Origin of the sequence: Providencia alcalifaciens DSM 30120, assembly GCF_000173415.1 — a bacterium.
GTDB lineage: Bacteria > Pseudomonadota > Gammaproteobacteria > Enterobacterales > Enterobacteriaceae > Providencia > Providencia alcalifaciens.
Map to the genome: position 1 here is coordinate 221,929 of NZ_ABXW01000046.1, position 26,441 is coordinate 248,369.

Genomic DNA, 26,441 nt, shown 5'->3' on the forward strand with positions numbered 1-26,441 from the left:
ATGAAAGTGTATTTATTAGTACATTTTAATTTACTTTAATCTTTTCATGATTACAATAACACCAATTAATGTATTTAAAGGTACAATTTATGACGGATTATATTACCGCTAATCAACAAGCATGGGATAAACAAGCAATATCGCAACAAGCATGGTCTATTCCTGTTGATTCAAAAACAATTGAAAAAGCAAAAAAGGGAAACTGGCAAATCCATCTAACACCCTCCCCTCTGAATAAAACTTGGCTTGGTGACGTAAAAGGAAAACACATTCTTTGTTTAGCCTCGGCTGGTGGTCAGCAAGCGCCAGTTCTAGCTGCTGCAGGTGCGATTGTGACTGTTTTTGATTTATCCGTGAAACAATTAGAACAAGATAAGATGGTTGCTGAACGGGATAATTTGGAATTGGATGTTGTACAAGGAGATATGCGCAATCTCACTGTGTTTGCAGATAATATGTTTGATATTATTTTTCATCCTATTTCAAACTTATATATTCCTGATGTAAATACTGTCTGGCAGGAATGTTTTCGCGTGCTTAAACCGCAAGGTCGTTTACTTTCAAGCTTTTTCAATCCAGTGGTTTTTATTGATGATAGAGAAAAGAGTCCAGAAGAAAGCACCATTATTAAACCTCGCTACACCATGCCATTTTCTGAATTAGATAATCTATCCTCAGAACAGATAGCGTCAAAACAAGAAAAGCAAGAGGCATTTGTTTTTGGTCATTCACTCACTGATTTAATTGGTGGGCAAATACAAGCAGGCTTTACTATTACCGGTTTTCAAGAGGACTGGCAGCCAAATCCTCGCTTTGTTATCGACAATTTTTTGCCTACATTCCTAGCGACGCTAGCCATGAAACCATAAAATGAAGAGGCAGGTTAAATACTAAAAAATTAACCCGCCCTCTTTGATTTGTTACCGATTACAATATCGCTCCCAAATAGGATCAAATTGCTCAACAGGTACAATATCATCAACTTTTTCAACTAATGGGATGGATACTATTGTTTTACCTTCTGCATTTTTATGTAAGCGAACAATAAATCGTTTATATCCATAAGGTAAACCATCTTCAAAACCAAAAACCTCGCCACAATAATATCCCGTCTCATCCCCCTCCTCATTTTGATTCAGGACATGATACTTAACATTTTTGTATGTTGCTGTAGAAGGATAGATAAGAAAATCTTCAACGGCGCTTTTAACTTTACTCTCGGCGTCCATCTCAGTACTTGAAGAAACTTCTGTCATCACACCCGCTATGTAGGAACAACCAGCAACTAGTAATAATACTAGGACTCTTAGTAACATTTTTCTCTATAAATGACTGATTGGGAAACACTGACTATTATTATAAATCGTCTAAAAAATAATTCGAGTGTAAATTAAACACATAATCATTGTATTTAGATTTAAATGTCAAGAATCGCACTTTTTATTTAATTAACACCTGAAAAGCGTCAGTCTTACCCTATTTACTGAGTCATCTGCCAAAAATAAACTAAAACAGCTGCTGTAATCACCCAAACTAAAGTGGCTAAACTTAAGCAAATCCAAGGGGTTAATTTTGTTGCAAATACATAAACGGTGACTAAGTACATGGCATATGGAATTAACGACCACAAGCCAAATAGTGCAGTTTTTCTTAATGCTTCAACGCCCTGTTCTTGGACCACAATGACATGAGCAATCAAAGCAAAAGTGGGAAATAATGGCACTAATCCAGCAATATAGTAAACTTTGCTGCGTGATAATACCGCAATAATTAACACGGCTAATGCACCAAACAAGCATTTTATTAATAAAGCAAACATGGCAAACTCTACATTATCAATTGTATTTTTACCTATTATCACTCTAAATCCTTCACACTAGCTAGATCACTTTCGCAAACATACCTTCTTCGATCACATATTTAAACGCCTAATCTTTCACGTTCCCAATGTTTATCCATCATTGAATATTTTTTGCTTTTATTCTGATATAACTACCTCGATTAAGAACTAACTTAAGAGATAAAAATGACAATAAAAATTTCTGTACTGGTTGATAACAACACATTAATTGATAGCTATTTCTGTGGCGAGCCCGCCGTTTGTTATCACATTGAAGTTGATGGTAAGAAAATCCTATTTGATACTGGCTATTCAGATGTCTTCATCGATAATGCCAATATCTTAAATATCGACCTTGCTCAAATTACTGATCTTGTTCTTTCCCATGGCCACAATGATCATACTTGGGGCATTAACCACCTTATTCAGTATTTAGATCGTCGAAATGTTGAATCACAGCAAACCAAAAAATTAATTTATCATCCAGATGCATTACAACCAAAAAGTTATCACTCCAAAGTCATTGGTGCGAATACCCCCAAGAATGTTCTAACCGCCTACTTTGACACAATTGAAACTAAAGAAGCTTATTATCTCTCTGAGAATGTCATTTTTTTAGGTGAAATTCCGAGAGATAACACTTTTGAAGGAAAAGAGCCTGTAGGAAAAACAATTGATGATAACAACAATAGTGTTGACGATTATGTTCTCGATGACAGCGCCCTAGCGATAAAAACCTCTGAAGGGTTAATCGTTATTACAGGGTGTTCACACTCAGGGATCTGTAATATTGTCGAACATGCAAAGCGAGTGACTAAAATAGATAAAATAGTGACTGTTATCGGCGGTTTTCATTTACAAAAAGCCTCTGATGAATTGCTAAACCAGACTAGCGAATATTTTAAAAAACAGAATTTATTACATATTCACCCATGTCATTGTACTGATTTGGCGGCTAAAATTCATTTGTCCAGACATGCACCTGTCCAAGAAGTTGGAACAGGCATGCAATTGACCTATCCTGCATGATTGAATTTCTACACTATGCCGCTAATTAGCGGCATTTTTTTATTTTGATTGAACCTGTATTCTTTTATGTTCTTGAGCCTAGATCATTATCATGTTTTGAACCTGCAAGCATTCTTGTCAGTTCCTCACAACGAATAATCTTTCCATTCATTAATTGAAAGCAAGCAAATACTTCAAATTCACTCGTAGAGCCATCTTTTTTCACCGCTCTAGCAATATGCTGTGTATGAACGCAATTTTTACCTTCCGCAATAGATTTTATTTCAATAGAGATATTTTCTGTCGCTTCCTTTAACGCTCTCATATGGGCATAAAACAGAGTAAAGTCAATTTGCTTCCCATCAACGACTTGTACATAATCCGATGAAAAATATTGTTTTATGACCTCTAAATCCCCCAGCTTTTCACCCAAAACTGAGTTTAATGCTCGTTCTACAAATGCTATTTTGTCCATGATTAGCCTTTGGTAAGATATTTTTCTTCATTTATTGACACTATATTCGGGTCGTTCCTCCCGTTTTCAACCATCTAAACACTATTAACTAATAATTCTTCTCACTTACCTTTCACAAGCTAACTCAGCTAATTTCTATTACTACAATAAATCTGTTGAAGCTCATAAACAGAAGGGATAGAACATAGAAAACTTAATTATTTTATTGAATTATATGAAATTACTTAAATTTATTTGGCAGTTCTTTGGTCTTTATTAACCTCTGTTGTTCAATTAACACACTGCCTGATCCTGTTTCTGGTTATTACACAGATCATCATTAGTAATTGGATGTCCGTTAGCAAAAATGGTGTTATCCCAACGGAAGGAATTGAGTTCTATTTTACTTGGTTACATATTGCTGTGGGTTTTAGCCTATTATTTCTCGCAACCATCCTAATTTATGTTTGTTTCTCAAATCGAGGATTACACTATTTTTATTCCTTCTTACAGGGGAATTTTTCACAATAAAAATCAGCATAATCTTTTAATAAAACAGAATTAGCTGCTAAAATTAATGTAAAGTTTTGAAAATATGCATTTTTCAATAGGTAGTTCTAGTTAATAAAAAAATGATTTATTGAGAGTTTTCTTACTGTTAGGTTGAAATATACAGATAATGCTGATTTACATAAATTTAAACTCTACCTATACTCACAACTCAAATCTTCGTTAAGGAATAAACATGAATTGGTATTTAGAAGTCATCAAAAATAACTATGCTAATTTCGAAGGACGCGCTAGACGTCAAGAATATTGGATGTTCACTTTAATCAATACCATTATTATTATGGTGTTATACTCATTAATGTTTTCATCTATTGATTACACGACGGGTGAAGTAGGTGGTTTAGGAATTATTGTAGGAATTTTACTGGGAATTTATGCGCTAGCCACTATCGTTCCATCTATTGCTGTTTCTGTACGCCGTTTGCATGACACTGAAAAATCAGGCTGGTGGTATCTGATAGCTTTCATTCCTTTTGGTGGAATTGTATTACTCGTTTTTATGTGCTTAGACGGTACTAAAGGCGATAACCGTTTTGGTCCAGATCCAAAAGCATAATATCACCGCCCCTTATAAATTTAAGGGGCGATTTCCCCACACATTAAGATTTTCTTTGTTCTATCCATTTTTCTCGTCGATTCCAACTAGTAAAATACTGCTTCCGTTGTGCTTCTTTTCGGTAACTTAATCATTTTTCCATTAGATACTACCGTAAGTATAAAATTGCACCTATGGGCAATGTTTTGCTTGTCATAATCACACTTGGAGTCAACAAATAGAATAGGTAAACCTAATGCTTTTATTTCCATTTGAAGGTCAAATGGCTTTGTAATATCGTTTCCATAGCTAAGAATAGTTTCAGAGAATACAACATTATCTTTATAATATTTTATAGTCTCAGGCAGTTTATTCTTATTGTATGTATTTTTACTGTATTGAACTCTCGGCTCAGCATTCATCGAACCTATGATGATTCCATCATTGTTATACTGGTATATTAACTTACCATTACTATCAGCTCTTGAAACAATCAAACAATTTGCTGCAACTTCCATTTCGACTGGACCATTAGCATCTGAGCCCACTAATTTGTTTTTTTCGCGTTTGACTAAAAGCCAGTTATCTAGGCTATTTAAATGTTCATCTTTCTTTTGACTGAAAGAAAAACTATCAACACAACCATCACGACCAATATTTAAAGTTGACTGATAATTAATGGTTTCATCATCATTGTAAACCATCGTATTTAACTCTTTAACATTACCTTTAACTGGATTAAAATCATAGAGTTGAGCAAAATTAAATACAATTGGATTATACTCATCTTTTTGAAATGCCAGTGACTGGAAAGAGGCAGAAAATAGCGCGAATTGAATAATTGAAACTATGCATTTGTTATTCATATAATTCTTATACCTCAATATGCTCATTTGCTGTGTTCTGAAGTTTAAAGCTGTTTTTCTGATTTTTGTTTACATTATTATTTTTACTATAAATATTCTTTATCATCTTAACATTTATCAAACTAACTTCCAGCGTCATTTTCAATCTGACACTAAATCAAAATACGTACTTATACGTATATCTTTTCCTTAAAAATTTCGCATTAGGATAATCTTTAGATAATATGAAAATTACGTCTTAATAATTTCACCCATGCAGAATGCCCTACCGAAATGAAAGCCTATGCGATAATTTAGCTACAAGTTTTATTCCTAATATTCTTGACATAAAAAGTCAAAACCATCGGAAATTGACTAGCCTTTATAAATCTACCTAATAAATGAAATAATAAGGGCTAGAGTGTATAGATTAAGTATTTTTATTATTAAAAAAGGCTGCACACTGGCAGCCATCCGAGTTTAAAAACTAAACATTATTATGGCTTCACACTATAGCGGCTAGCAATGGCAATACGATTAAAAGAACCAATGATAATAGATAACCATTCGATTAATGCTAGCTGCTCCTCACTCCAATATTCTGCGGCTTTTTCATAAATTTCGGTAGGTATATGCCCAGCATGGATCATATTGACTGATTCAGCCAATAAGAACGCCGCTTTTTCTTTTTGTGAGAAATAACCAGCTTCTTCCCACACTGTAACCAGTGCGATTTTATCAATACTAACATCACACTTTTGCGCATCTTGAGTATGAAGTCTCACGCAAAATGCGCATCCGTTAATTTGAGATATTCTCAATTTAAGCAAATGAATAAAACCGACATCTAATCCTAATGATATTGCTTGCTCATCAATATTATTACTAATCTCAATCAACTTATTATAGGCATTAGGTGAATTCTTAGATAATGAAACTCTAGTCATTATACACTCCGAGTTATATTGTAATTAAATACATATAACCAGTTTCTATAAAACCCATCTATCATCATTGTGTGGTACATACATTTGGAACAATATGAACACGGATAAAACTCACGCCATGACGGCTTTTACCTAGCGTGTAAGACTCCTTCCCTGTGTTCATATGAGAGAGCCAGTGGTCACTACGACCAGTGGTTATCTTACCTCAACCGTACTTACAGCACGCGCGAGGAATATGAGGTAGCATATATAATAAATCCAATCAGTTACGTTGAGTCTGAATGAAAACTTTCACCACTTACCTGTTTTGGTGATTTAAATTACCATTAATAACAGTTTTACAACTAAATTAATCTTGAATATATTTATCCCGCACTGATTACTCAGTGTGTAGATGGAAACTGCTGTGTACAAATGGAAATGTGAGGTTTTGTAACCTTTTTGCCTTAACCACTGTTGCTGTTAAGGCTTTTTTTATTTTTTTGGAATATTTTAATCCATTAAAAAGCCACACTAAGCAACTTATTGAGGTAGATGTTCGATTGAGCTCAGGCTAATTATTTAGTCTGTAGGGAAAAGTCATTCAATTTATTTGGATCCTTTGATTGTCTTTATTCGCTATTATTCTAAATTTCTTCCGCTAGTATGTATAAATATCAATCAGGGCTAATTAAGATTGATATTCTATTTCAACGCTGGTAATTAGGAGAATTAACATGAGCTTTAAATACAATCGACTCGATAAAGATAATGCTGCTGTTTTACTCGTAGATCATCAAGCTGGGCTGCTTTCCCTTGTTCGTGACCAAGATCCTGATAAATTCAAAAACAACGTATTAGCCTTAGCTGATTCAGCTAAATATTTTAATCTTCCCACCATTCTCACTACTTCATTTGAAAATGGTCCAAACGGACCGCTAGTTCCTGAATTAAAGGAAATGTTTCCTGATGCGCCCTATATTGCTAGACCGGGTCAAATCAATGCTTGGGATAATGAAGATTTTGTAAAAGCCGTGAAGGCAACTGGAAAAAAACAATTAATTATCGCTGGTGTTGTTACTGAAGTTTGCGTGGCCTTTCCTGCACTCTCCGCCTTAGAGGAAGGATATGAAGTGTTTGTTATCACTGATGCTTCTGGCACATTTAATCCAATCACTCGAGACGCTGCGTGGGATAGAATGTCCCAAGCAGGGGCTCAGATGATGAGCTGGTTTGGTGCGGCTTGTGAACTTCATAGGGACTGGAGAAATGATATTGTCGGCTTAGGTACTCTATTCTCTAACCATATACCTGATTATCGGAATTTAATGACCAGTTTTGACTCATTAAAATAACGCCTATATACAATTAAAATGGCGCCATAACATAATGGCGTCATTCTAAAAATTAGCTCGTAGCACATTCATTATTTTTCATTATCTGCTGTTTTTGTTTCTACTAAATCAGGTTTCTCTTTACTAACCTTTAGCTTTTGACATTAATTAAATGGTAAACCCGTAGAGACTATCTAACATGAGTGATTAATTGAGTCATACTCATACTTACCTTTAATAAATAAAAGTAAACTACACAATGGTAACCTTTCCTTTAATAAGATATTTTGCTTCACCACACCCAATACGTTGAGCAATGCGACCTGCAAGATAAGATTGCATATCAATGCAGCTTCTTGAAGTAACTCATTAGAAACTCGGATCATTTTAGAAGAGAGCTTTTTAGCCCCTAATGTTGCTGAGCCGAAATCAACATCTTCTTCCGTGGTTTGGGTATTTTCACCCAACAGCTCACCTTCTTCCAGCGTACCATCGGATGTCGACCAAATAATGTCTTGACCATTTGAGGTGTTGAGAACTTGGGCAATACTTGCAATACCGCCATAGGCTTTCATCTGCTCAACGACCTTGTTAAGCATTTGAGTTGGCACCGTGAAGCCCCCTTTTTCATCTGGCGCCACACCTTGTGCTCTCGCTTCTTGGTTTAATTCACGTAATGCTTGGCGCTCTTCCGCTGTCAACTCACTCGCACCACAACGTAAAAAGCGATCAAATGCCGCATTACGACGCTCAACTTGTGATTTGTCAGAACCATCAGGCGGGTTATTTCTCTGCTCTTGTTCATTTTCATCAACAAATGACTGGTCTAATGAGCGAAGCTGCTCTTCACGTTCAATCTGAGCCTCCAAGTTTTCAAGCTCTGTTTTCGCTTTATTCCACTCGGTACGCTGTTCTTCCGAGAATATAGTTAGGATCATGGTTGAATAATCCGCGCACATCATCATTAAGTACGTCATAAAATGCCCCCGGCTTAATAATTTCTTTAAATCCATACATCAACTCGGAACGAGAGTCGAAAACAGAGCCCAGCCCAATAATATGGGTTGCTTGATTCTCTTCTCCGGGTTCGGCTCTCACCTCCCCCCATATAGCAGCGAGTTTCTTGATTACTGCTCATCATTATCCCCTTTGGGTTTTTCTGTTTGACTTCCCACAGGCTGAGCAGCGTTAACACTGACTAACATTTCGTCCAGCCCATCAACTGGGTTAAAAGCACGCACTTCATTTCGACTCATCCATCCATCAGAGATGCCGTAATGATAGAACTCAGCGCGCTGTTTCGCGGTGCCACGCAATAAACCCGCAAGGTTAAAGCGAACATAAAATCCCGCCTTTCGTTCTTGTCGCGTAAATAAACGTCGGTTTAATTCCTGCTCCCAATTCACCGTCCAAGGCATAATTGAATGCCGGACAAACTGAATTGCTTGCTCTGAAATATTAGAGAAGGTGGCTTTTTCGAGGTCATTTATCATGTGGGCAGGAACATTAAAGATCCCCGCAATCATTGAACGGTTCAATTTCAGCATATCGATTAGCTGAGCGTCGACAGGGGAAACCGTCAGCGCTTTATAATCAAGCTCAGCGGGTAACAACATCGTTTTATTTTCTTGACTACGTAAAGCCGCCGATGCTTTTTGCCACATTTCCTTTAGCCTGTTCCAGCCGTCTGTTTTTAACTCCCCTTTAACAGAAACAATACCAGCCGGTCTTGCATTCCCGCCGAAAAATGAACTCGTATACTTCTGTCCGCTCATTCCCATACCGATAGTTTCAGCATGCTGAACAATAGGGCTAATACCCATGCGCTGGTTATTCCCCAAAGCGCGAATGTGGATCATGTCATCAGGACTAATGGCAAAATTGCCGAGTTCGTTGTAAACACCGTAGGTATAACGGCCGCCTGTATTCAGTAGGGTTGTTTCCCACGGCATACACGCCTCAAGATTGGTCACTTCCCCTTTACGGTTTCGCACAACCTGTGTGTAGCCATTTCCCCAACCGAGCACATGCCGATGTTTCGTTTCTCGCCATTTATAACTAGTTTGCCATTCGTTAGGTTCATCATGAACGAGGTGAAATAAAGGATGGTCACGCGCAGTTTCAACTTTATTGCCAGATTTACGCATAACATGTAATGGCATTTGAGCAATAGATGAAGAAAGTACGTAAATACACGCATACACTGCGGCAAGCTTCATCGAGGTTTCAGGACTAACATGTACGTCAGCAGTGAAAATTCCATCGGTATCAATAGAGTCTGAGGTAATGGGTACCGATGGGTTTTCAATGCTTGTCAGTCCATCACTACGAAATAACACGTTAAGAAGCACGTTTCCCCCTCATTGCTGCCACTAATGCATAAACCACCAGCACGGAACCGCCGATCATTAATGTATTGGGGAGCCCATAATTTAGATAACAGCCTGCCATCACCGCCCCAAAACCAACTAAGGCAGTGATATCGAGAAATAAATTTTTCATAGGAATAGTAAATCTTCGTCTGGGTTGAGTGAGGAAAGGAAATCACCATCAGAACCACCACCCACCAATTGACGGCTTTTTGCAGTAAACATGGCAACTGGACCATCAATTTTGTTTTCGGGTGTGGATTTGTTGGGGAAGATATTTTCGTTTCTATCCGGTTTTACGGTGACGTTGGACAACATCCAAGCCATCATTGGATTGTGATCGTGATGAAACTTACCTGCATACACATCAGCTTGAACACTTTTCATGGCTTCAGACATGTTCTTAACTGTTTGAGCAACCTCAACTAATGGAACACCTTCTTCCGCTAGTCGGCGTGAAAACTGAACGGCACTCCATGGGTCAAACCCTAATTCACGCACATCATCACCCTCACACCACTTCAGGATGTCATCTTTGATAATGTCATGATCTATCACTTCACCATCGGTTAATTCCAAGTAACCTGCATCAGCCCATTTCCGGTAAAGCTCTGCTATGTGTTTTGGTGCAGTGTCAATGCGATCCTCGGGCAACCAGAACTTGCATTTAATGTGTGTTTTCCCCTGCCCGTCTTCATACATTTTTATCGCTGCAGCGACGTCAATTTTGCTAGCCAAGTCAACGCCAACCCAAACTGGATAATGCTGTAACTCAGCATCAGTGGCGTTAGCTGGGGCAGCCTCCCATTTGCTCATGTCCATCCATACTGACTCAGCATTCACCCACTTATTAAGGTGCTTAGTGAGAAAGTTAGGACGAGCAGCGATTTGCTCTTTCGCCTTCTTGGCCAGACGTCGCATGTCATCGAAACGCTTACAGACACCAAGCCCAGGATTTGTTTTTATCCAAACGGATTCATCAAAATCATCGTCGCCCTCATCGAGGGTATAAATAATGGCAAAGAAAGTGTCATCATCAACAATACCCGTTAGAACTTTAATTGCGTAATCCCGTAACTCGTAACAGATCCCCTCTTTGTTAAAACCCGATGTTGTGATGGCAAATAAAAGCGACTGCAATCGCGCACCTGTTGCTGTTTCAAGAACATCCCACACATCGCGAGTCTTATGAGCATGGAGCTCATCGACTATCCCGCAATGAATATTCAAGCCATCGAGGTTATTTGCATCACTGGAAAGTGGTTCAAATTTAGACGCCGTTCGCTCTTGGTAAATAGCTAGCTTGTTGTAATCAAATAAGCGACCTAGCGTTGCTTTCGCTTTTTTGACCATATTTTTGGCATCTTCAAACACGATACGTGCCTGATCGCGAGTCGTTGCTGCTGAATAAACCTCAGCGCCACCTTCGCCATCAGCCCCGGTCATGTATAAACCGATACCGCTGGAGAGCGTTGATTTAGCATTCTTACGAGCCACTTCATTAAATGCGGTTCGAAAACGACGAACAAAGATGGCATCACCATCATCATCAAGAACTTGTTCACCGGTTAATTCATCAATTAACGGGATCACGAACCCGAAAATATTAATCAAGATAAAGACATGCCACGGCATTAAATCAATCGGCTTTCCAGCCAATGCCCCTTTGACATGCGGGATAAAATCGTAAAAGTCGAGTATGTGCTGTGCGCGATCTTCAATGAAATAGATGTCACGCTCAGGACCATGCTCTAAATCATTTAAAAAACGCTGGCACGCTAAGCGCACCAATTCGCACGCAACAATTTCTCCAGCCACGACCTGCTACGGTTGCCATTCATCATTTGCGCTTTTTCAGAAATGCTTCTAGTGGATCTTCCTGCTCAGGGCCTTTGACACTGACTTTTGTTCTTGCTGAAGGTGTCATGCCAAATTCACTGAGCATAGCTCGGATTCGCTTCCAAACATCGGCTTTCATTGCAGCCGCTGGATGTGCTTTTTTGATAATGTCGCCAGTCATTGACGTGGTGTTGTAGGTATAACCTTCAGTATCGAGCACCTCGCAGTGATGCCGGTACTCAACGTATGCCTCAACTAATAATTCCAGAGCCTTTGCATCTAGTGTGCTCATGACACCCAGTGCATCTAACTCTTCCCCCATTTTCTTGAACCAATACTTACCCCGCTTATCAAAATACTTTGGTGTTTGGGGTACCCCTGACGGCGGTTTTGGTTCCTGCTTATTAATGGGGCGTTTTGATGGGTTCCCCCTCACCAATTGCAGATGTGACGGGGTTTTAGGTGGTCCAGCCATGATAGAAACCTCCTATTAATTAACACTGGGGATCCCCATAAAAAAGTTTTCTAACCTGCGGCGATATCACAAAAGGTAAGGCGGCGGTACTTTAGGGTGAGAGTGGTAGGGATTTGACCCGCCCCTCCCCCTTAAGAGTTGTCGGTCATATGGGATTATTTTCTGGTTCGTTCACTTGCTGTCTTGCTTCTATGGCACAACCAGCACAGTGCTTGCAGGTTGCTATCATCATCGGTACCGCCATGCGCCTTGGGTTTGATGTGGTCCACTGTCTTGGCTTCAGTTGCTCTACCTGACTTCAAGCACTCTTGGCATAGATGCTTATCACGATGCAGAACACGAGCGCGTATCTTATCCCACTTGGAACCATAACCGCGCTCATGCCGACTCTTGCCTTGCTGGTGGTTTTCCCATCCTGTATTCATGTGCTCTTGACAGTAACCACTACGGTCGGTGGTTGTTTTACTACAGCCATGCTTGCGGCAGGCGCGAGGTATGCGAGGAGGCATAATTTTCTCCACAAATAAAAAACCACCAGCAACTAACTGATGATCTAGGTGATATCGATTTCGTTTTTTTAGAATTTACTTATTTAAATTGAATTTGAAAGAAGTCGCTGAGTAATCAGCAACAAAAAATTAATTTTCTATTTTCATAGGTTATCATTCTTATTTAGCATAGGTATTTTCTATCAATTCTTCGAGTTAAAACCCAGCTTTCGTTATCTAATAACCTATTAGTCATATTGTAATAAACCAAAAATATAAAACCAAATGTAATTATAACTTTGGTTTACAATATAAAAAAATTAAATAGCTACTAAAATATCAATTTATTATTATAATGATTAATGTTTCAATGAGTATGTCTATTGATCATAGAGCTTACCTTATGAAGCACGCTTATTTTTCATCTAATTTAAATAGAGAATACAATGGAAAACTTCAATAAAAATGCATTCCCCTTTGCTTTATTCGTCACGATAATCATTCTAATTGTTAACGTAACAAACGTTTTAAAGGATAAGATTTCTTTAAATTCAATAATATTTTTCATGTTTGCACTTATTGTTTTTTTAATCGTTACTCTTGCACAGAAAAATAAAAAATATTATGTTTATATAGTCACTTACAATAAATTAGTGCCATTTTCTGGTGCTATAATAAGCTTACTATGGACTTGTGCTGAAATAACTAACGAATCTAAAGATGTCTCACTTTCTTTAATAATAAATACATTTAAAGATTCACCTATATTATTAACTTTACTTATTGTTTTAACTATAATTTACTCAGCTATTTCTCTTTGTGATAAACTAAAAGAATTATCTAACGAAGTAAAAAAGCGTACATCTGATATATAATTCGCTAACACATCGAATAACAACAAGCAACAAATTTATTTTAATCCAATAAAAATATCCTCAAAAAAGTGAAGTTTTTAATATTTTCTTAAGGCTCTTATTTTTGATGGTCATTCTCATTCAGCCCCTATAACTGGGGGTATTTCCATTTTTTAATCTAAAGGAATTATTGTACTAACTCGTTTAGTTCGTAACTGTTGTAGCATCCTTCAATGCGGACTAAACATTATTTTTATCCCTTTACTCTATTTAAAAGCCCATTAGATAATAGGCTTTATTATTGACTACATTGCTCAATAAAATAACTATATCAAGCAAGTAATTTCAGATTCTTTAACTTAATTTACTTTCTACTATCTTTGATGCTTCTATACTATCTATTTCCGCTTTGATTTCTTGAATATATTTTTCATTGAAACCGCTAAATTTAATAACTCGTTTTGTTACTTTGCTTCCTTCACCCGACGCACCAAAAGTAATACCTTCTTGCTCAGTTTTAAGTCCTACCGTTCCTTTCCCATTAATATCATAATATTCTTCGATTTCAACTTCTTGAGCACACATAATTCGACGAGCAATCGATAACTCTTGCTCTACTTTTGCTTGAGCTAAAAGAGCTTTAGACTCTATTTCAACCCTTTTTGCCTTATCATTCAGCTCATCAATATTAGCTGTTGACTCGCTAATTTCATTACCTGATTTTTCTAAAATTTTACTTATTGCATACCCTGTTGGGCTTATTATAAGTTTTAAAGCTTCAAACGCTGTTGATGTTATTACTCCCGACATCTCTATATTCCTCAATAATAAGTTTATATTCATTATATTGTTTAATTAGTTATTTACTAGATAAAACATTTCGTTGCCATTCAATTTTCCGTATTGCCTCAAGCTGCTCATTCGCCTTTTCTATCGTTCCTAGCAATAATCTGTTCCACAATATAGACGCTTTGAATGATAGGGTTTTACCGTCACTGTCAGGCGGCAATGGCGGTACCACGGAATTAGTTAACGTCGATGGAATTGGAACGCATTGCGCGCTCTCGTAGCTCGTTTGTGTACTCGAACAAGCCATCAGTAACAAGCTGAGGCACAAGAGAATCACAAGAAGACTCTGCTTTGAGTATCGTTTTATATTCAATGATTTTCTCCTGTGCTTTCGCATCAGCTTGAATACCGTTCCGGTATGCTGTTGTTGCTATCTGATTGAAGCGATTGAATTGAAATGACTGACGGGCAATGACTGCACTTTGTTTGATGTTATCTTGCTTTAACTTGTCGTTGTCACTCTTAACTGCAGTGTTGTTATCATAAAGCGTTAATGCCAACCAACTAACAGCAACTAACATTAAAAAAAGCCAAAACGAGTTATCTATCTTCATAAGTTAACCTGCTTGGCTTTATTGTAATTGACCGCACTTTGACAGCGTTTTTCTAAACTCACATTGTCAGTGCCACCGCAGGTGTTGTCTCTGAGTACATATACGCCAGCTGCCAAGAAGATGGGGACCCCGATAATGAAAGCGGATACGCATAAGCAAACTCGCCATGGCATACGGCGTTTTCTATCTCTCTGCGTGTTATCAAGCCTTTCCACTCTTTACCCCCTGCATAAGTCCAGCGTTTAAGTTCATTGCAAGCACCAGCGATATCACCAGCGTTTAGCTTCTTCAGCATCGTAGAACGTGCAAAAGCACCCGTGCCTACGTTGTAAGCAAAGGAATAAATAGTGGCTCGTGTGTTATCGTCGAGATCGACTTTGATTAGCGGGTCTACACCCTTTCTGACTTTATCGAGGTCGCTTTCAAGCAAAGCTAAACATTCTGATTCAGAATAGGTTTTAGTGGGGATGATGTCAGCGCCCGTATGCCCAAAACAAACTGTGGTAACATTCACAACATCTTTATAAGGTTTAGTTTCCATCCCTTCAAAATAAGCAATCATGCTTACAGTTAAAGCAATTAAGCCACCAGCGGCAGCATTCTTGATTTTATTTGGTATTTTTGCCACTAGACTCCCCTTCTCTTAATTTGAATTCTTTCCGCTTGTAGTACCAATTCACCAAAAATGTGGCGACTGTACAGATGATCCCGATGAGCACAGCCCACTGGTCTAACGATAAGGCCCCTGCAGCAGTGGTGATAACTCCAAGAGCATAAGAAAAGGGGCTAGAGTATTTTTCGTGCATACGCATATCCACCCCCTGCGGAGTGTTCCGATGTTTAGTTAATAGAAAGCCACCAGCAATAGCAGCTAGATTTTGGCTATTGGTTTGGTTGGCTGATTAGAATTTTGTGAATTAGAGCGATTGTCAGCTACGCTAATGTGGGATGGAATTCGTGATTTATCACCAATACAGCCCTCAAGTTGCCCGTTGATGTAATAACTAGCCATCCCACCATCAAAGATTAAAGACACGCCTTTGTCAGATAAGGTGATAAGCATTACACTAGAAAAATCCATACGTCCTCCAAGGAATGAATATGAATAAACAAATGTTTGAAGATAAGATTGCTAAGATTGGTGCGGCTAAATTAATGATACAGGCCATTCGGACTGAAGATGATATTGGTGCTGTATTGCGTATTCATCTATTATGCGAGCAGCTATCCGAGGCTTGGATATGTGCAGCCTGCAATGCAGATAATTTTTTTGGTGAAGGTAATTACTCAGTAAAAATTAATTGCAGTGATAAATTCAAGCTTGCTAGAAATTTAGGGATTCCAGACACTCTGTGTAGCGGGCTTAAAATGATTAACGCCATAAGAAATAATTTAGCTCATGGGAGTGGGCATAACTTAATTTCTGATGAATCAATAGATAAACTCGTTAATCTATTAAAGGGATTTCAATTGGAAAACCAGTCAAATAAATGGGGAATAGATGTCCCTATTCTTGTAAACAGCCAGGATGGATTAACCTCCTACGAATACTCCATTTATGATAAAAATACACCTAACAGAATAAAGCTCTATATCTGCTTTTCATTTCTAATGTCTAGAGTGCTATTTTTTCTTGGAATAGAAAAAATACAGTTTTAACATTTTAAGCTAATAGCGCTATTTATTATCACGGAAAATAACTTTATCAGCGCCAATCTCAAGAGTGCCACCCTTACCATTTAATCAACACACTACTTGATTTTGATTAGGGTGACCACGGTTAGGTATATCTGATTGCTCGCAGGTCGCAGCCTTTTGCATGTCGGCGATCTGCATTTTCATAAGAGTGATTTCACTGGATTGCGCGGACACCAACTCTTTCAAGCTCATAAGTTCTGCGCGCAACATATCAATACTCATAACTACCTCTCTTAAATAGAAAAAAGGCTACATGTTAGTAACCTTGGGTATTTTTATTAAATGTAATATAATTCAGTTAGTTAATGTGTAAGTTACAAAAAAACACACCAACGTATAAACTTTATCTATTAATTACTAACTTTATATATTGATCTCGTTACGTTTTAATATTTTAATAATTTTTGGATCAACAACACATACAGAAATTGAATCATCCTCAACTAAGTTTTTGTAATAAATGGCTTTTATTTTCAGTTTATCCAGCTCAACTTTTATCAATTTAAATCCTTCATCGTAAAGTTTTTGTTTTGAGCCAAAAACGCTTTCTCCTTTTTTTGAAAGAAGAGCCTGATTAATACCATTAAATATATCTCTCTCACGAGAGCCTTCCTCATAAAGCTCAGCTAACTCTAAAGATAGTGAAATTGGTGTATTTGAACCCCAGTCACTATTGGTTTTCAACATCTCATTAACACCATGTTCTATAGATACTGTAATTAACTGAGGAGTACCTTTATTATCATTAGCAGACTTTTTTTCTTTAATTCTGTTTATAGCCGCAACTTTAGTTCCAAAATGAGAGAATGGAATGAACTCCATAAAATCATCACCATCCTTCAGTCTTCCGTGAAAAAACTCTTTCATGCTAATACCTTAATATTTTCATTTTTCAATTAATCATTATATCAACTAATAACATAACAAAGCTATAAGGCAGAACACATTTAAATCACGATCACTAAATAATGAAAATAATTTATATTATAAATCCTTGATTAGTTATTGTTCATAACTACACATGTAACTCTGACCAAACGTAACAGCAAGTCTTATGTTTGTTTTAGGTATAAAAAAACCCCGCGATTGCGAGGTCTTGAATTGGTTTAATGCGACATAGGTATAGAATGTCCATTATTAGAAGATAATAAGCCAGTTTCGGACAAAATGCAATTTTTACTGTAAATATACACAAATATAATATTTACGACAATTTTGCTAATCTTAAGTTAAATTTAAACAATAGAAATCCAATACATTATTGGTTATAAATTTTAAGGTAATTTAATGGCAGTAGGATACTTCTTACGTGTAGGTGATAGAACAACCTGTGGCGGTCAGATTTTAACTGGTGATAACAGCATGCAATGGTATGGTGTTGCTGGTGCGCGCGAAGGGGATTTAGTGAGCTGCGGTAAGCATTCGGGAGCATACAGAATCCTCGGTGGTATTAGCAGCATGTGGCTTGAAGATAGGAAACATGCTGGAACACTAGAAAGCTTTAGCTCTTGTCCTTGTCACTCCCGTTTCATTCCATCTATTCAAGATTGTTATAGCGGTGACAATGAATCGTCAGTGGATAAGCAAAAAGAGTTAATAAAAAGCGCAATCTCAGCTCAAGCAGTAGAAAAATGGATTACCTTTCAATTACCACTAAATAGAGACTATTCAGACCTAAAGTACATTATCACTTTAGATGATGGACAATGCATAAAAGGAACTTTTGACGAAAAAAATAATGCAAAAATACAATTAAAAACAGAAGGTAAGCAAGCTAATCTAGAAATAGAAGATCTAAATATAGACAACACCGGCAGGAGCCTTACTGAACTATTGTTGGCTAAAATAAAAGGATGAAAAATGAGCAGCGCTGAAATAACAGGTAATTACCTATTAGAAAATGAATATTTGATTCAAGCCGATTATGTTTTAGATAAAGCCGTCGCTGCTTTTGAAGGCGCCGCTACACGATTTTCTATAGATGCAATAAGTGATGCCAATGTAAGAAACAGTTATCAACAAAATATAAAACGCGTAGTAAGTGAAGTAAAAGAAATGGTAGATACTAAAAAAATATCCGTTAAGGAGGCTTCAATCTTTTGTTATGAAATGAGAAACAAAATAATGGCTGAACACAGAAAAATAACTTCACCACAAGGGTTAGGGATAGCAGAGAGACATAAAAGAAAGCCTCCATCACTAGATGACCTATTAAACAAATATGCCCAACGAAAATTTAGTACCGATATGAAAAATCTAACTATAAATCAAAAAAATTCTATCTATTACGAAATTATCGAGTCCGCGGCTAGAGACAATCAAAAATTCACCACCATGAATAAAAGATTAAATATTTTAGGTAAAGTTGGCATTGTAATAACTGCAACTATTGCAACATACGAAATACTAGATGCAGAAAACAAACCAAAGGAAGCTATCAAACAAGGTATGACAGTAGGTGGAGGCGTTTTAGGTGGTTGGTTAGCTGGCTTTGCTGTTACCCCACTATGTGGGCCAGGGGCTCCAGTTTGTGCGATAGCGGTCGTTTTATTAGGAGGGACTGCGGGTGGCATTGCTGGTTCTGTTGCTGCTGATAGTCTTGATGATGAAATAGAAGAATTTACTAAATGGGCAATACATTAAACAATGAAGAAAGTCTTAGCATAGCTTTGTCATATATCTTTGTTGACAAGGCTATCGACTATGATTACATCGCATCGATAGCGAAAAACTATGATGTTACGTATGTTGAGCATATATTATTTAATTATGTAGCTCCTGTATGTTATTTCAATGTGATCTCACCAGTTCCTCCAGTTTGTTATTTTTTCAATGAAGAGCAGCTGCTGTTAGATATAGAAAAATTAAAAACAAGACAAAAAACCATACTAGGAAGACTAAAAATGTTTATTTTTAGTTGTTATCTTAGAAGAGAGTTTAAAAATGAATGGAATACACTAAAGTCATTATTATAACTTTCGAGCTACACTTCCTTCCCCTCTGTATTGATAAAGTTTTCTATACCAAGGGGGGATTGTTCCACTAAAGCCCCCTTTATCCATATAAGCTATTCAACTATTTTCTTAAAAACCTGTTCCGCCATGTTCTTTCATTGAGATCGGGGACTAAATGCCTTATTGCATTATACGCCACAGACGACGGTACACGATTGAAGCCACGACCAGAACAACGAGAGCAATCTTTAAATACTGGCGCTCCTTGTAACTCAGTTTGTGACTCATCTAATACCTTGCCGCGTCCTTTACAGCGACAACGGTGTGTTAATTGCCCTTTACCATTGCAAGAAACACATAGCTCCCCCACCTTTTCGTTTTCAATCCATGGCTCAATAACTACGGTACCATCTAATTTTGTTATACCAGGATGTTTAATGACATCTTTGCGACTATAAATGAGCCCCTTTCCGTTACATGCTGAACATGGGAAAACCGCGCCAGCTGAACGGGCATAATCTTCAAATGCCATTCTGGCCAAAATAATTAAGCAATAACTCAGTTTTTTACCCACTGCTTTAGCCACCAGCTTTGGTGTGATTTTTTTAGCGTATTGGGTTAAAGATTCCACCGTAGAAAACTTATCTTCTTCGCTAACATCATTTTTTGCCAAAAAGGCTGCCATACCAAATTCAGCTTTTGATTCCGCCATAACCATAGCTGCCATGATATCCGTACCTGTAATTCTGTCAGGTGATGTGCAGCCAGCTACATTGCCAAATGTAGGTGACTTAGGGTGAAAGTTTTTAAGTGCATTTTCTAATTTCATGATATCCGCCTCTACCAACCAAAAACACCCAAACCGATTGACCGATCTAGAAATTTAAATAACAAAACTAACTGGCTACCGTTTTCTTGTTCCCACTGCTTTGGATTTTTGTGTAACTCACTGTGGTGAATTCGACACAGTGGGATAGTGAACAAGTCATGGGCCTTTGTGCCTATCCCCCCCTGACCGTAGCCGATAATATGATGGGCATCGTCAGCTGTGGCGCCACAAACGCAGCAAGGCTGTGATTTAACCCATTTAAGATAATCGCTACTAGTCCAGCGCTGGAGCTTAGGAAACCTCATAAAGCTAGCTGGTGGCTCGGAGTCTACCTTTAAGTTCATTACTGACGTTAATGCTTCAATCTCATTCAATTTGTCGCTGAAGTATTGTTGAGAAAGAGAGATAAGCCCCGATGGTTTATGCTTTAATTCCGCGGGCAAAGTCATCAGCAACATTCTTCCGCTGAATGTATTCATGTACATACCTGGCTTAAAAATCACAGCGCCAATTTCCGGTACCAGTATTGGCGTTAGTATCCATTGATAACTCATGCTATTCCCCCATCTACGCAACCACACTTACGCTTTCATGCAAACTGATTGTTATTTCAAAACGACCGCCTTTGACAACTTCACACCACTCCATTTCCACTCTCTTCACTTGGTCATCGTCTTTCCAAATATTGGCATGTGTTAATGCGTCAAACGGTGCTTTTAAATAGTTATCAATGTCTCGCTTGTGATTTGTTGGCGGATACATTTTCACCTTTACAGAAACGGGTTCAGTTATCGCTATCGGTTTACGCTTTAATTGCTCATAAATAGCAACGATGGCACTCCCCCGAAATTTACGTCCCTTTTCACTGATTAGTGTTCTGCCATTCACATTACGCCAGCATGCATTTACGCTTGGTGGAAACGGCAATACGAGTGATATGCTCATCCTCTGACCCCAGCCAGTAGTGCATCAAACTTCCGAACTAAAGCGAATAAAGCAGACTCAACAGCAATCCCGTTTGCACTCGCAGAGGAATCATGAGAACGAAATTTCCCCTCTTTTAGCATTTGCTCACAATTAGCAGATACACGATAAAGCCCGTTCTGATCTTGATAAATCAGTCCATAGTTCAATAAAGATTTGATGATAGCTGTCGCTCCAGCCCGTTTTTTCATGTTGAATTCACTGAAAAGATCATCGCGGCAAAAAACCCTACCGTTGAAATGTGTTGTGTACTCAATATACCGACGCTTTTGTGCTGAAATCATGCCATCACCTCTCTCGCTGCTTGTTCTGCTGCCTGCTGCCAAATACCTGCCCATGCCTTGCGTCCAACAAAGTCAGTCATACGACGAACGCCAGATTTACCCGCTAACTCAGCGGCAATTTCTTCGATACGGTTTTGTGGTTTTGAACGGGAACCGATGATGCGAGTGAATGCCTCGTCACGCTCAACTTGGTCGATGGAAACCTTTTGCTCACCCGCTAAACGTAGAGTTAAATCATCCCACTGTGTACGCAGTGTTCTTGGACACTGAACGTTTTTCTTCCAGAACTCATCATGGCTAACGCGTTTGTAGAATTGGCAAATCTCTTTGTGAGTGCGACCGTCTTGGCTCACCATCAGGCGAACATCGTTAGCCCACTCTGTGAAATTAGGCTCTTTCGGTTCTTGCAGCCCAAGCTCTTTGAAAACTTCACACTTGCGGCTAAACAGCCATTCAGCACACTTGAGGTCATCCGCAGATCCCCATTTCTGGAAGTTAGGACTGTAAATCACCGCCTCTGGGTAACGATTTAAAAAATCAATTTTAGGCTTGTCGCTGGATTCGCTAGAATTCTGCGACGAAGAGTTAGTTACTGATGGATCTTGTTTTGAAGTTACTGACGGATCGCCCCCAGATTCTGACGGGTCAAAACGATTATCTTTGCTTGATTCTGACGGGACAGATTTTGATGCAACAGATTTTGACGCGTCAGGATTTGACGTATCAGATTCTGCTGGTTGAGGTAATGCGGCTCTCGCTGCTGAAGCTAATTTATTAACATTAAGCTGATAGATATTGCTCGCATTACGGTTGCCTTTACGGCGTTTTTCTCTCGATAACCAACCGTCTTTTTCTAAATATAAATAAGACCATTGGCGTCAGTCCATACGGGTAAATATGTGCTTAATTACTGCCAGTGGTCTTATTTATATTGTGGCTAAAATATACTTAATCTGTATGCGGCAGAATGTGGAGGTAATTATGCAAATGCTAACTTTGGAGGAATGGGCGAGCGAACGTTATAGAAGTCGCCCTCCTCGACTGGGGACATTACAACGCTATGCTAGGAGTGGCTTGTTCTATCCACCAGCACAAAAAGAAGGTGGTATTTGGCGCGTGAGAGAAGATGCCGACTTAGTTGGTAATTTGACATCACCGGTTATCAATAAGAGTGATAACCCTAAATTACAAAGGATTTTAAACGATGGCTGCCCGTCCACGTAAAAATAACGTCAATATCCCTAATCTCTACCCACTATTTAGCAGAAAAGCTAACAAGGTTTATTGGCGTTATCGCCACCCTATAACTGGCAAATATCATGCCCTCGGTGACAATGAGGCTGAAGCTCGTGAAATTGCTATTGAAGCTAATAACAGATTAGCGGAACAACGCAGCCGTCAAGTCATGGCGATCAGCGATAGAGTAGCAAGAATCAAAGGTAAAGAGATCACCGTAAATACTTGGCTAGATCGCTACTGGGTAATACAAGAAGAGCGCCTTGCTGACGGTGATATAAAACAAAACACATATAAGCAAAAAAGAAAACCTGTGGACCTGATGCGCCACTCTCTGGCAATGAAGCCTTTGTCGGCAGTTGATGCGAGAGATATCGCATCAATACTCGATGAATATAAATCTAATGGCCAACATCGCATGGCACAAGTTATTCGATCCGTATTAATCGATATGTTTAAAGAGGCACAACATGCTGGTGAAGTGCCACCAGGGTATAACCCTGCACTCGCCACTAAGCAGCCAAAACGACGGATCACCCGCCAGCGCTTAAACTTGGAAGAATGGCAAAAAATATTTGATATTGCAGATAAACAACATAAGTATTTAGGTAATGCGATGCTATTAGCGGTAATTACCGGACAACGACTTGGCGATATTTCAGCAATGAAGTTTAGTGATATTTGGGATGACCATTTACATATCACACAAGAAAAGACCGGGAGTAAATTAGCTATTCCATTAGCACTAAAATCTGATGCATTGAATATGTCATTGAGAGAAGTTGTTTCAAGATGCCGTGACCGCGTTGTTAGTCAGTATCTGATCCATTATTTCCATACAACTTCTCAAGCAAATCGCGGAGAGCAAGTCACAGCAAATACAATAACAACAAATTTTAAAAAGGCGCGAAATAAAACTGATATTGATTGGGGTGAAGGAACACCGGCTTCATTTCATGAACAACGTTCTTTATCTGAAAGACTCTATCGCGAGCAAGGGATAAACACTAAAGATTTGCTGGGTCATAAAAACCAACAGCAAACCGATAGATATAATGATGATAGGGGTAAAGATTGGTTATTAATTAAAGTTTAAAAATCCTCATATAATTCTGCAATTTTAAACTCCCCTAGTGCATTTTCACCAACCATTACAGGGGAGCATATATCTAAATTAATGATGAATGATGGGACATAAAAATCATCATTTAATCTATACTTACCAATTATTTTCACTTTAGTATTAATAGTTAACATTTCATTAGACAGTGAAATATCAGAAATTTCATCTATATTAAAATCCGGATCAACTATATCACGTTCAGAAAGAACAGATGAAATATCTAATCGATTAACTAAACTGTATTGTTCACTTTCAAATAACTCATTTGCAATTTCGGAAGCAATTTCTCTATTTATTAGTTTTATATTGTACTCTTGGAGAGTATTTATGATAATTTCGAATAAATCGTCATCATCTATTTCAACCAAATTCATTATACTTTCATCAGAAATCGTTATAAGAAAGTCAGATAAATATTTATAATCCAAATAAATATATTTTACATTATGAACCGTTATATTATTAAAATTTTTATCATCTAATAAAAAACTGAAAGATTTATAACCAAATAAATATGCGATTATCTCACCATATATTTCAAAAGGGAAAAAATATTTTTCTTTTTCAAAGCCTTTAGATATAGAACTAAGTAGTGAATAAGCTATCGGAAACCTTGCACTAGCAATTGCTGCTTTATTTTGAGCACTGATAATATCATATTTTTCTTTTTCTAGCTCATAGTTATTCTGTTTAGTAATTTCATTTAGTTCTTTTTCTTTAGTTTCAATTGTAATTTGCTTTAATTTTTCTTGATTCAATTGATTATCAATTCTATCTTTTTCTATTTGTAGAAGTTTCAAATCATAATCCGCTTTTTTTTGAGCTATATCTGTTTTCGCCAACTCAGATAAAAACTCCTTATTTGGATCTGATTTTAGTAATTCCATATTTAATTCAACATTTTTTTCAGCTTTTGATTTCGTTATTTCGAAAGCTTGATAATATAATTCGTCGTTAGTTTTTTTCTGTAAGTTTTTTACTATAAGTGAGACTTTTGGAAAAATAAAAAGATAAAAAACAGTTATAATTATAGGTAACATTAAAATCTGAATACAATTATTTCCAAAATCCTCAGTAAGATATAAATTTAATCTATCTATTCTTTCCCACACCTTGCCATTACCAAAAAAAAGCAAAGTAACCTCATACCAATTACATAAAAGCCAAGAAACTATAAATGTACCAATTATGGGATCCCTAACTCTAGCAATAGTATTACCTTTCACTGCATCCCAAAATTCTTCCAGAAATTTCATCAAAAATACCTTTAGCTAAAGATGTTACAAACTACATCGTTATCTAGAACTTTCTATTAACGAGCTATGAAGTTTTGATAATTCATTTTGATAACTTTTTGATAACTGTTTCAAATGTGATAATAAAAAACGGGAACTATTAAGTTCCCGTTATTATTCACACTACGTAATAAATTACATGTGTTTAATGATTGCGTCACCGAATTCGCTACATTTCAGTAATTTAGCGCCTTCTAATTGACGTTCGAAATCGTAAGTTACAGTTTTAGCCGCGATTGCGCCTTCCATACCTTTAACGATTAAGTCAGCTGCTTCAGTCCAGCCCATATGGCGCAGCAGTATATTCCCAATATTATTATATCTATTTGATTACAAATTAATTTTCAATAAATCTCCTGCAGGTTATATCGTTTCACTTATACATATAACTAGTTGATTTATCAAATTATGACATATAGTTTTGGGGAATGATTTTTCAGCCTTAAATCCCAGTCCCATCATCTTCCTGTGCCATCTTTTCAGCCTCTTCTTTCGCTACCCGTTCAGCTTCAATTTTTGCTAATCGCTCAGCTTCAAGTAGCTTCTGATTGTAGATAGAATCACTCGGCATATTCACACGAACATCAATCCAGTGACCGTTTGGAATATCGCAATAGTCATAATCTTCGCGCTCAATATTATTCTCATCGAGAAACTCTGGATAAGTCATTAGGCGCTGCGCTTCTAGTTGCTGATGAAGTGTGTGCTTTCTATAGCGCGTTTCAATGATGATGTCACCGTCTGGTAGTACGTCAAAATCAGCCCAAACGAGAGGTAGGTTATTAATCCCATTCGGCACGACTAAACCGCCATGAATCCCGCCCCAACTTGCGTCAGAGTTCATGCCGAGAGTACCTTTGAGTTTATAGCGACCGGTACCGAGTTTTTCTAGTTCTACGCCTTCAGATTCGTCATTAAGTTCGATATGGTCTGAATAAACTTTAATGACTGGAGAAGCCGCTTTTAAGTTTCCGTTTGCATCTTTTGTGGTATTTGCCGTGCCATATAAAATGTTTTTATTGTTATATTGCCCCTCAACACCACCTCCAACAACAACGTTTCCAGAACCAGGATGAACACAAAAGGAAGCCCACGCTT

The 26,441-nt window shown here is 37.7% G+C and carries 35 protein-coding genes and 3 pseudogenes; 11 read left to right on the forward strand and 27 right to left on the reverse strand.

The genetic code is table 11. The features are described from left to right. Nucleotides 1-89 precede the first annotated feature (89 nt). On the forward strand, nt 90-869 hold the full coding sequence (locus PROVALCAL_RS09215; protein ID WP_039861818.1) for a class I SAM-dependent methyltransferase: 780 nt from the start codon (nt 90-92) through the stop codon (nt 867-869). 51 nt (nt 870-920) lie between these two features. Here PROVALCAL_RS09215 and PROVALCAL_RS09220 read toward each other — a convergent pair whose 3' ends face one another. After that, nucleotides 921-1,256, reverse strand: a complete 336-nt coding sequence (locus tag PROVALCAL_RS09220) for a hypothetical protein (protein ID WP_226890314.1) — start codon at nt 1,254-1,256, stop codon at nt 921-923. A 224-nt stretch (nt 1,257-1,480) separates the two neighbouring features. Continuing rightward, on the reverse strand, nt 1,481-1,819 hold the full coding sequence (locus PROVALCAL_RS09225; protein ID WP_036961450.1) for a GlpM family protein: 339 nt from the start codon (nt 1,817-1,819) through the stop codon (nt 1,481-1,483). Nucleotides 1,820-2,026: 207 nt separating this feature from the next. Between PROVALCAL_RS09225 and PROVALCAL_RS09230 the strand changes: the two genes are divergently transcribed. Then, complete coding sequence (locus tag PROVALCAL_RS09230; RefSeq protein ID WP_006658947.1) at nt 2,027-2,869, forward strand: MBL fold metallo-hydrolase; 843 nt, start codon at nt 2,027-2,029, stop codon at nt 2,867-2,869. A gap of 64 nt (nt 2,870-2,933) precedes the next feature. Here the strand turns inward: PROVALCAL_RS09230 and PROVALCAL_RS09235 are convergent, their stop codons facing one another. Beyond that, nucleotides 2,934-3,323 (reverse strand): nuclear transport factor 2 family protein, encoded by a 390-nt coding sequence (locus tag PROVALCAL_RS09235; RefSeq protein ID WP_006658948.1) that lies wholly within the window; start codon nt 3,321-3,323, stop codon nt 2,934-2,936. 724 nt (nt 3,324-4,047) lie between these two features. On the opposite strand from PROVALCAL_RS09235, the gene PROVALCAL_RS09240 reads away from it, so the two are divergent. Beyond that, on the forward strand, nt 4,048-4,428 hold the full coding sequence (locus PROVALCAL_RS09240) for a DUF805 domain-containing protein (RefSeq protein ID WP_006658950.1): 381 nt from the start codon (nt 4,048-4,050) through the stop codon (nt 4,426-4,428). 86 nt (nt 4,429-4,514) lie between these two features. On the opposite strand, the gene PROVALCAL_RS09245 is transcribed toward PROVALCAL_RS09240, so the two are convergent. Both PROVALCAL_RS09245 and PROVALCAL_RS09250 read right to left on the reverse strand, forming a co-directional pair. Continuing rightward, nucleotides 4,515-5,273: a YnfC family lipoprotein gene (locus PROVALCAL_RS09245; protein ID WP_006658951.1), complete on the reverse strand. Its 759-nt coding sequence runs from the start codon at nt 5,271-5,273 to the stop codon at nt 4,515-4,517. A 476-nt stretch (nt 5,274-5,749) separates the two neighbouring features. Continuing rightward, nucleotides 5,750-6,199, reverse strand: a complete 450-nt coding sequence (locus PROVALCAL_RS09250; RefSeq protein ID WP_006658953.1) for a carboxymuconolactone decarboxylase family protein — start codon at nt 6,197-6,199, stop codon at nt 5,750-5,752. A gap of 716 nt (nt 6,200-6,915) precedes the next feature. Between PROVALCAL_RS09250 and ycaC the strand changes: the two genes are divergently transcribed. Next, the gene (ycaC, locus tag PROVALCAL_RS09255) at nt 6,916-7,533 is read left to right on the forward strand and encodes an isochorismate family cysteine hydrolase YcaC (RefSeq protein WP_006658954.1); all 618 of its coding nucleotides are present in this window, start codon (nt 6,916-6,918) and stop codon (nt 7,531-7,533) included. A gap of 240 nt (nt 7,534-7,773) precedes the next feature. On the opposite strand, the pseudogene PROVALCAL_RS09260 reads toward ycaC, so the two are convergent. From PROVALCAL_RS09260 to PROVALCAL_RS09285, 7 genes and pseudogenes are all read right to left on the reverse strand, one after another. After that, nucleotides 7,774-8,489: pseudogene (locus tag PROVALCAL_RS09260) on the reverse strand (phage major capsid protein); the annotation flags it as partial. Next, nucleotides 8,419-8,650 (reverse strand): annotated as a pseudogene (locus tag PROVALCAL_RS19280) (HK97 family phage prohead protease); the annotation flags it as partial. The pseudogenes PROVALCAL_RS19280 and PROVALCAL_RS09260, both read right to left, overlap by 71 nt. Then, nucleotides 8,640-9,863, reverse strand: coding sequence for a phage portal protein (locus tag PROVALCAL_RS09265; RefSeq protein WP_006658956.1), 1,224 nt, complete (start codon nt 9,861-9,863; stop codon nt 8,640-8,642). The pseudogene PROVALCAL_RS19280 and the gene PROVALCAL_RS09265, both read right to left, overlap by 11 nt. Further along, nucleotides 9,853-10,014, reverse strand: coding sequence for a hypothetical protein (locus PROVALCAL_RS19755; protein WP_006658957.1), 162 nt, complete (start codon nt 10,012-10,014; stop codon nt 9,853-9,855). Before PROVALCAL_RS19755 ends, PROVALCAL_RS09265 begins: the two co-directional genes overlap by 11 nt. Further along, entirely contained in the window at nt 10,011-11,699 is a 1,689-nt protein-coding gene (locus tag PROVALCAL_RS09275) for a terminase large subunit (protein ID WP_006658958.1), read from the reverse strand. The genes PROVALCAL_RS19755 and PROVALCAL_RS09275 overlap by 4 nt, the downstream gene beginning before the upstream one ends. Nucleotides 11,700-11,721: 22 nt before the next feature. Continuing rightward, nucleotides 11,722-12,195, reverse strand: coding sequence for a phage terminase small subunit P27 family (locus tag PROVALCAL_RS09280; protein ID WP_006658959.1), 474 nt, complete (start codon nt 12,193-12,195; stop codon nt 11,722-11,724). 155 nt (nt 12,196-12,350) lie between these two features. Further along, nucleotides 12,351-12,704, reverse strand: coding sequence for an HNH endonuclease (locus PROVALCAL_RS09285; RefSeq protein ID WP_039861819.1), 354 nt, complete (start codon nt 12,702-12,704; stop codon nt 12,351-12,353). Nucleotides 12,705-13,129: 425 nt separating this feature from the next. On the opposite strand from PROVALCAL_RS09285, the gene PROVALCAL_RS09290 reads away from it, so the two are divergent. After that, entirely contained in the window at nt 13,130-13,558 is a 429-nt protein-coding gene (locus PROVALCAL_RS09290; protein WP_006658961.1) for a hypothetical protein, read from the forward strand. A 333-nt stretch (nt 13,559-13,891) separates the two neighbouring features. Here PROVALCAL_RS09290 and PROVALCAL_RS09295 read toward each other — a convergent pair whose 3' ends face one another. The 5 genes from PROVALCAL_RS09295 to PROVALCAL_RS09315 all read right to left on the reverse strand — a co-directional run bounded on the left by PROVALCAL_RS09295 (nt 13,892) and on the right by PROVALCAL_RS09315 (nt 16,021). Then, on the reverse strand, nt 13,892-14,347 hold the full coding sequence (locus PROVALCAL_RS09295; protein ID WP_050788079.1) for a hypothetical protein: 456 nt from the start codon (nt 14,345-14,347) through the stop codon (nt 13,892-13,894). Nucleotides 14,348-14,562: 215 nt separating this feature from the next. Next, on the reverse strand, nt 14,563-14,940 hold the full coding sequence (locus PROVALCAL_RS09300; protein WP_006658964.1) for a hypothetical protein: 378 nt from the start codon (nt 14,938-14,940) through the stop codon (nt 14,563-14,565). A 58-nt stretch (nt 14,941-14,998) separates the two neighbouring features. Beyond that, the gene (locus PROVALCAL_RS09305; protein ID WP_006658965.1) at nt 14,999-15,568 is read right to left on the reverse strand and encodes a lysozyme; all 570 of its coding nucleotides are present in this window, start codon (nt 15,566-15,568) and stop codon (nt 14,999-15,001) included. After that, nucleotides 15,549-15,752: a phage holin family protein gene (locus PROVALCAL_RS09310; protein ID WP_006658966.1), complete on the reverse strand. Its 204-nt coding sequence runs from the start codon at nt 15,750-15,752 to the stop codon at nt 15,549-15,551. The genes PROVALCAL_RS09305 and PROVALCAL_RS09310 overlap by 20 nt, the downstream gene beginning before the upstream one ends. Before the next feature lie 59 nt (nt 15,753-15,811). Next, a complete protein-coding gene (locus PROVALCAL_RS09315) occupies nt 15,812-16,021 on the reverse strand; it encodes a hypothetical protein (protein ID WP_039861820.1) in 210 nt (69 codons plus the stop codon). 20 nt (nt 16,022-16,041) lie between these two features. Here PROVALCAL_RS09315 and PROVALCAL_RS09320 point away from each other — a divergent pair, with 20 nt between their 5' ends. Beyond that, a complete protein-coding gene (locus PROVALCAL_RS09320; protein WP_039861821.1) occupies nt 16,042-16,599 on the forward strand; it encodes a hypothetical protein in 558 nt (185 codons plus the stop codon). 84 nt (nt 16,600-16,683) lie between these two features. Here the strand turns inward: PROVALCAL_RS09320 and PROVALCAL_RS19760 are convergent, their stop codons facing one another. Further along, complete coding sequence (locus PROVALCAL_RS19760; RefSeq protein ID WP_006658969.1) at nt 16,684-16,860, reverse strand: hypothetical protein; 177 nt, start codon at nt 16,858-16,860, stop codon at nt 16,684-16,686. 141 nt (nt 16,861-17,001) lie between these two features. Then, nucleotides 17,002-17,505: a hypothetical protein gene (locus PROVALCAL_RS09325; RefSeq protein WP_006658970.1), complete on the reverse strand. Its 504-nt coding sequence runs from the start codon at nt 17,503-17,505 to the stop codon at nt 17,002-17,004. A gap of 420 nt (nt 17,506-17,925) precedes the next feature. Between PROVALCAL_RS09325 and PROVALCAL_RS19470 the strand changes: the two genes are divergently transcribed. From PROVALCAL_RS19470 to PROVALCAL_RS09340, 3 genes are read left to right on the forward strand one after another with little or no spacing between them, the layout of a single operon-like run. Further along, the gene (locus PROVALCAL_RS19470) at nt 17,926-18,495 is read left to right on the forward strand and encodes a PAAR domain-containing protein (RefSeq protein WP_006658971.1); all 570 of its coding nucleotides are present in this window, start codon (nt 17,926-17,928) and stop codon (nt 18,493-18,495) included. A gap of 3 nt (nt 18,496-18,498) precedes the next feature. Beyond that, entirely contained in the window at nt 18,499-19,281 is a 783-nt protein-coding gene (locus PROVALCAL_RS09335; protein WP_006658972.1) for a hypothetical protein, read from the forward strand. Next, nucleotides 19,266-19,613, forward strand: coding sequence for a DUF7079 family protein (locus PROVALCAL_RS09340; RefSeq protein WP_006658973.1), 348 nt, complete (start codon nt 19,266-19,268; stop codon nt 19,611-19,613). The genes PROVALCAL_RS09335 and PROVALCAL_RS09340 overlap by 16 nt, the downstream gene beginning before the upstream one ends. A 100-nt stretch (nt 19,614-19,713) precedes the next feature. Here PROVALCAL_RS09340 and PROVALCAL_RS09345 read toward each other — a convergent pair whose 3' ends face one another. From PROVALCAL_RS09345 to PROVALCAL_RS09365, 5 genes are read right to left on the reverse strand one after another with little or no spacing between them, the layout of a single operon-like run. Further along, nucleotides 19,714-20,421: an antitermination protein Q gene (locus PROVALCAL_RS09345; RefSeq protein WP_039861822.1), complete on the reverse strand. Its 708-nt coding sequence runs from the start codon at nt 20,419-20,421 to the stop codon at nt 19,714-19,716. Between the two features lie 11 nt (nt 20,422-20,432). After that, nucleotides 20,433-20,975, reverse strand: coding sequence for a DUF968 domain-containing protein (locus PROVALCAL_RS20340; protein ID WP_006658975.1), 543 nt, complete (start codon nt 20,973-20,975; stop codon nt 20,433-20,435). A gap of 13 nt (nt 20,976-20,988) precedes the next feature. Then, nucleotides 20,989-21,366 (reverse strand): RusA family crossover junction endodeoxyribonuclease, encoded by a 378-nt coding sequence (locus PROVALCAL_RS09355; protein WP_006658976.1) that lies wholly within the window; start codon nt 21,364-21,366, stop codon nt 20,989-20,991. Then, entirely contained in the window at nt 21,363-21,689 is a 327-nt protein-coding gene (locus PROVALCAL_RS09360; protein ID WP_006658977.1) for a hypothetical protein, read from the reverse strand. The genes PROVALCAL_RS09355 and PROVALCAL_RS09360 overlap by 4 nt, the downstream gene beginning before the upstream one ends. Beyond that, nucleotides 21,686-22,201: a hypothetical protein gene (locus PROVALCAL_RS09365; RefSeq protein ID WP_006658978.1), complete on the reverse strand. Its 516-nt coding sequence runs from the start codon at nt 22,199-22,201 to the stop codon at nt 21,686-21,688. Before PROVALCAL_RS09365 ends, PROVALCAL_RS09360 begins: the two co-directional genes overlap by 4 nt. Nucleotides 22,202-22,670: 469 nt before the next feature. Between PROVALCAL_RS09365 and PROVALCAL_RS09375 the strand changes: the two genes are divergently transcribed. Both PROVALCAL_RS09375 and PROVALCAL_RS09380 read left to right on the forward strand, forming a co-directional pair. Further along, a complete protein-coding gene (locus PROVALCAL_RS09375; protein WP_154609795.1) occupies nt 22,671-22,913 on the forward strand; it encodes an excisionase in 243 nt (80 codons plus the stop codon). Next, nucleotides 22,894-24,021, forward strand: coding sequence for a phage integrase Arm DNA-binding domain-containing protein (locus PROVALCAL_RS09380; protein WP_006658981.1), 1,128 nt, complete (start codon nt 22,894-22,896; stop codon nt 24,019-24,021). The genes PROVALCAL_RS09375 and PROVALCAL_RS09380 overlap by 20 nt, the downstream gene beginning before the upstream one ends. On the opposite strand, the gene PROVALCAL_RS09385 is transcribed toward PROVALCAL_RS09380, so the two are convergent. From PROVALCAL_RS09385 to PROVALCAL_RS19765, 3 genes and pseudogenes are all read right to left on the reverse strand, one after another. Beyond that, entirely contained in the window at nt 24,018-25,304 is a 1,287-nt protein-coding gene (locus PROVALCAL_RS09385) for a hypothetical protein (protein WP_006658982.1), read from the reverse strand. The two genes, PROVALCAL_RS09380 and PROVALCAL_RS09385, sit on opposite strands and share 4 nt — an antisense overlap. Before the next feature lie 174 nt (nt 25,305-25,478). After that, a pseudogene (locus tag PROVALCAL_RS19290) lies at nt 25,479-25,646 on the reverse strand (NADP-dependent isocitrate dehydrogenase); the annotation flags it as partial. Nucleotides 25,647-25,785: 139 nt separating this feature from the next. Continuing rightward, a partial coding sequence (locus tag PROVALCAL_RS19765; protein WP_006658984.1) for a phage tail fiber protein occupies nt 25,786-26,441 on the reverse strand: 656 nt, incomplete at its 5' end.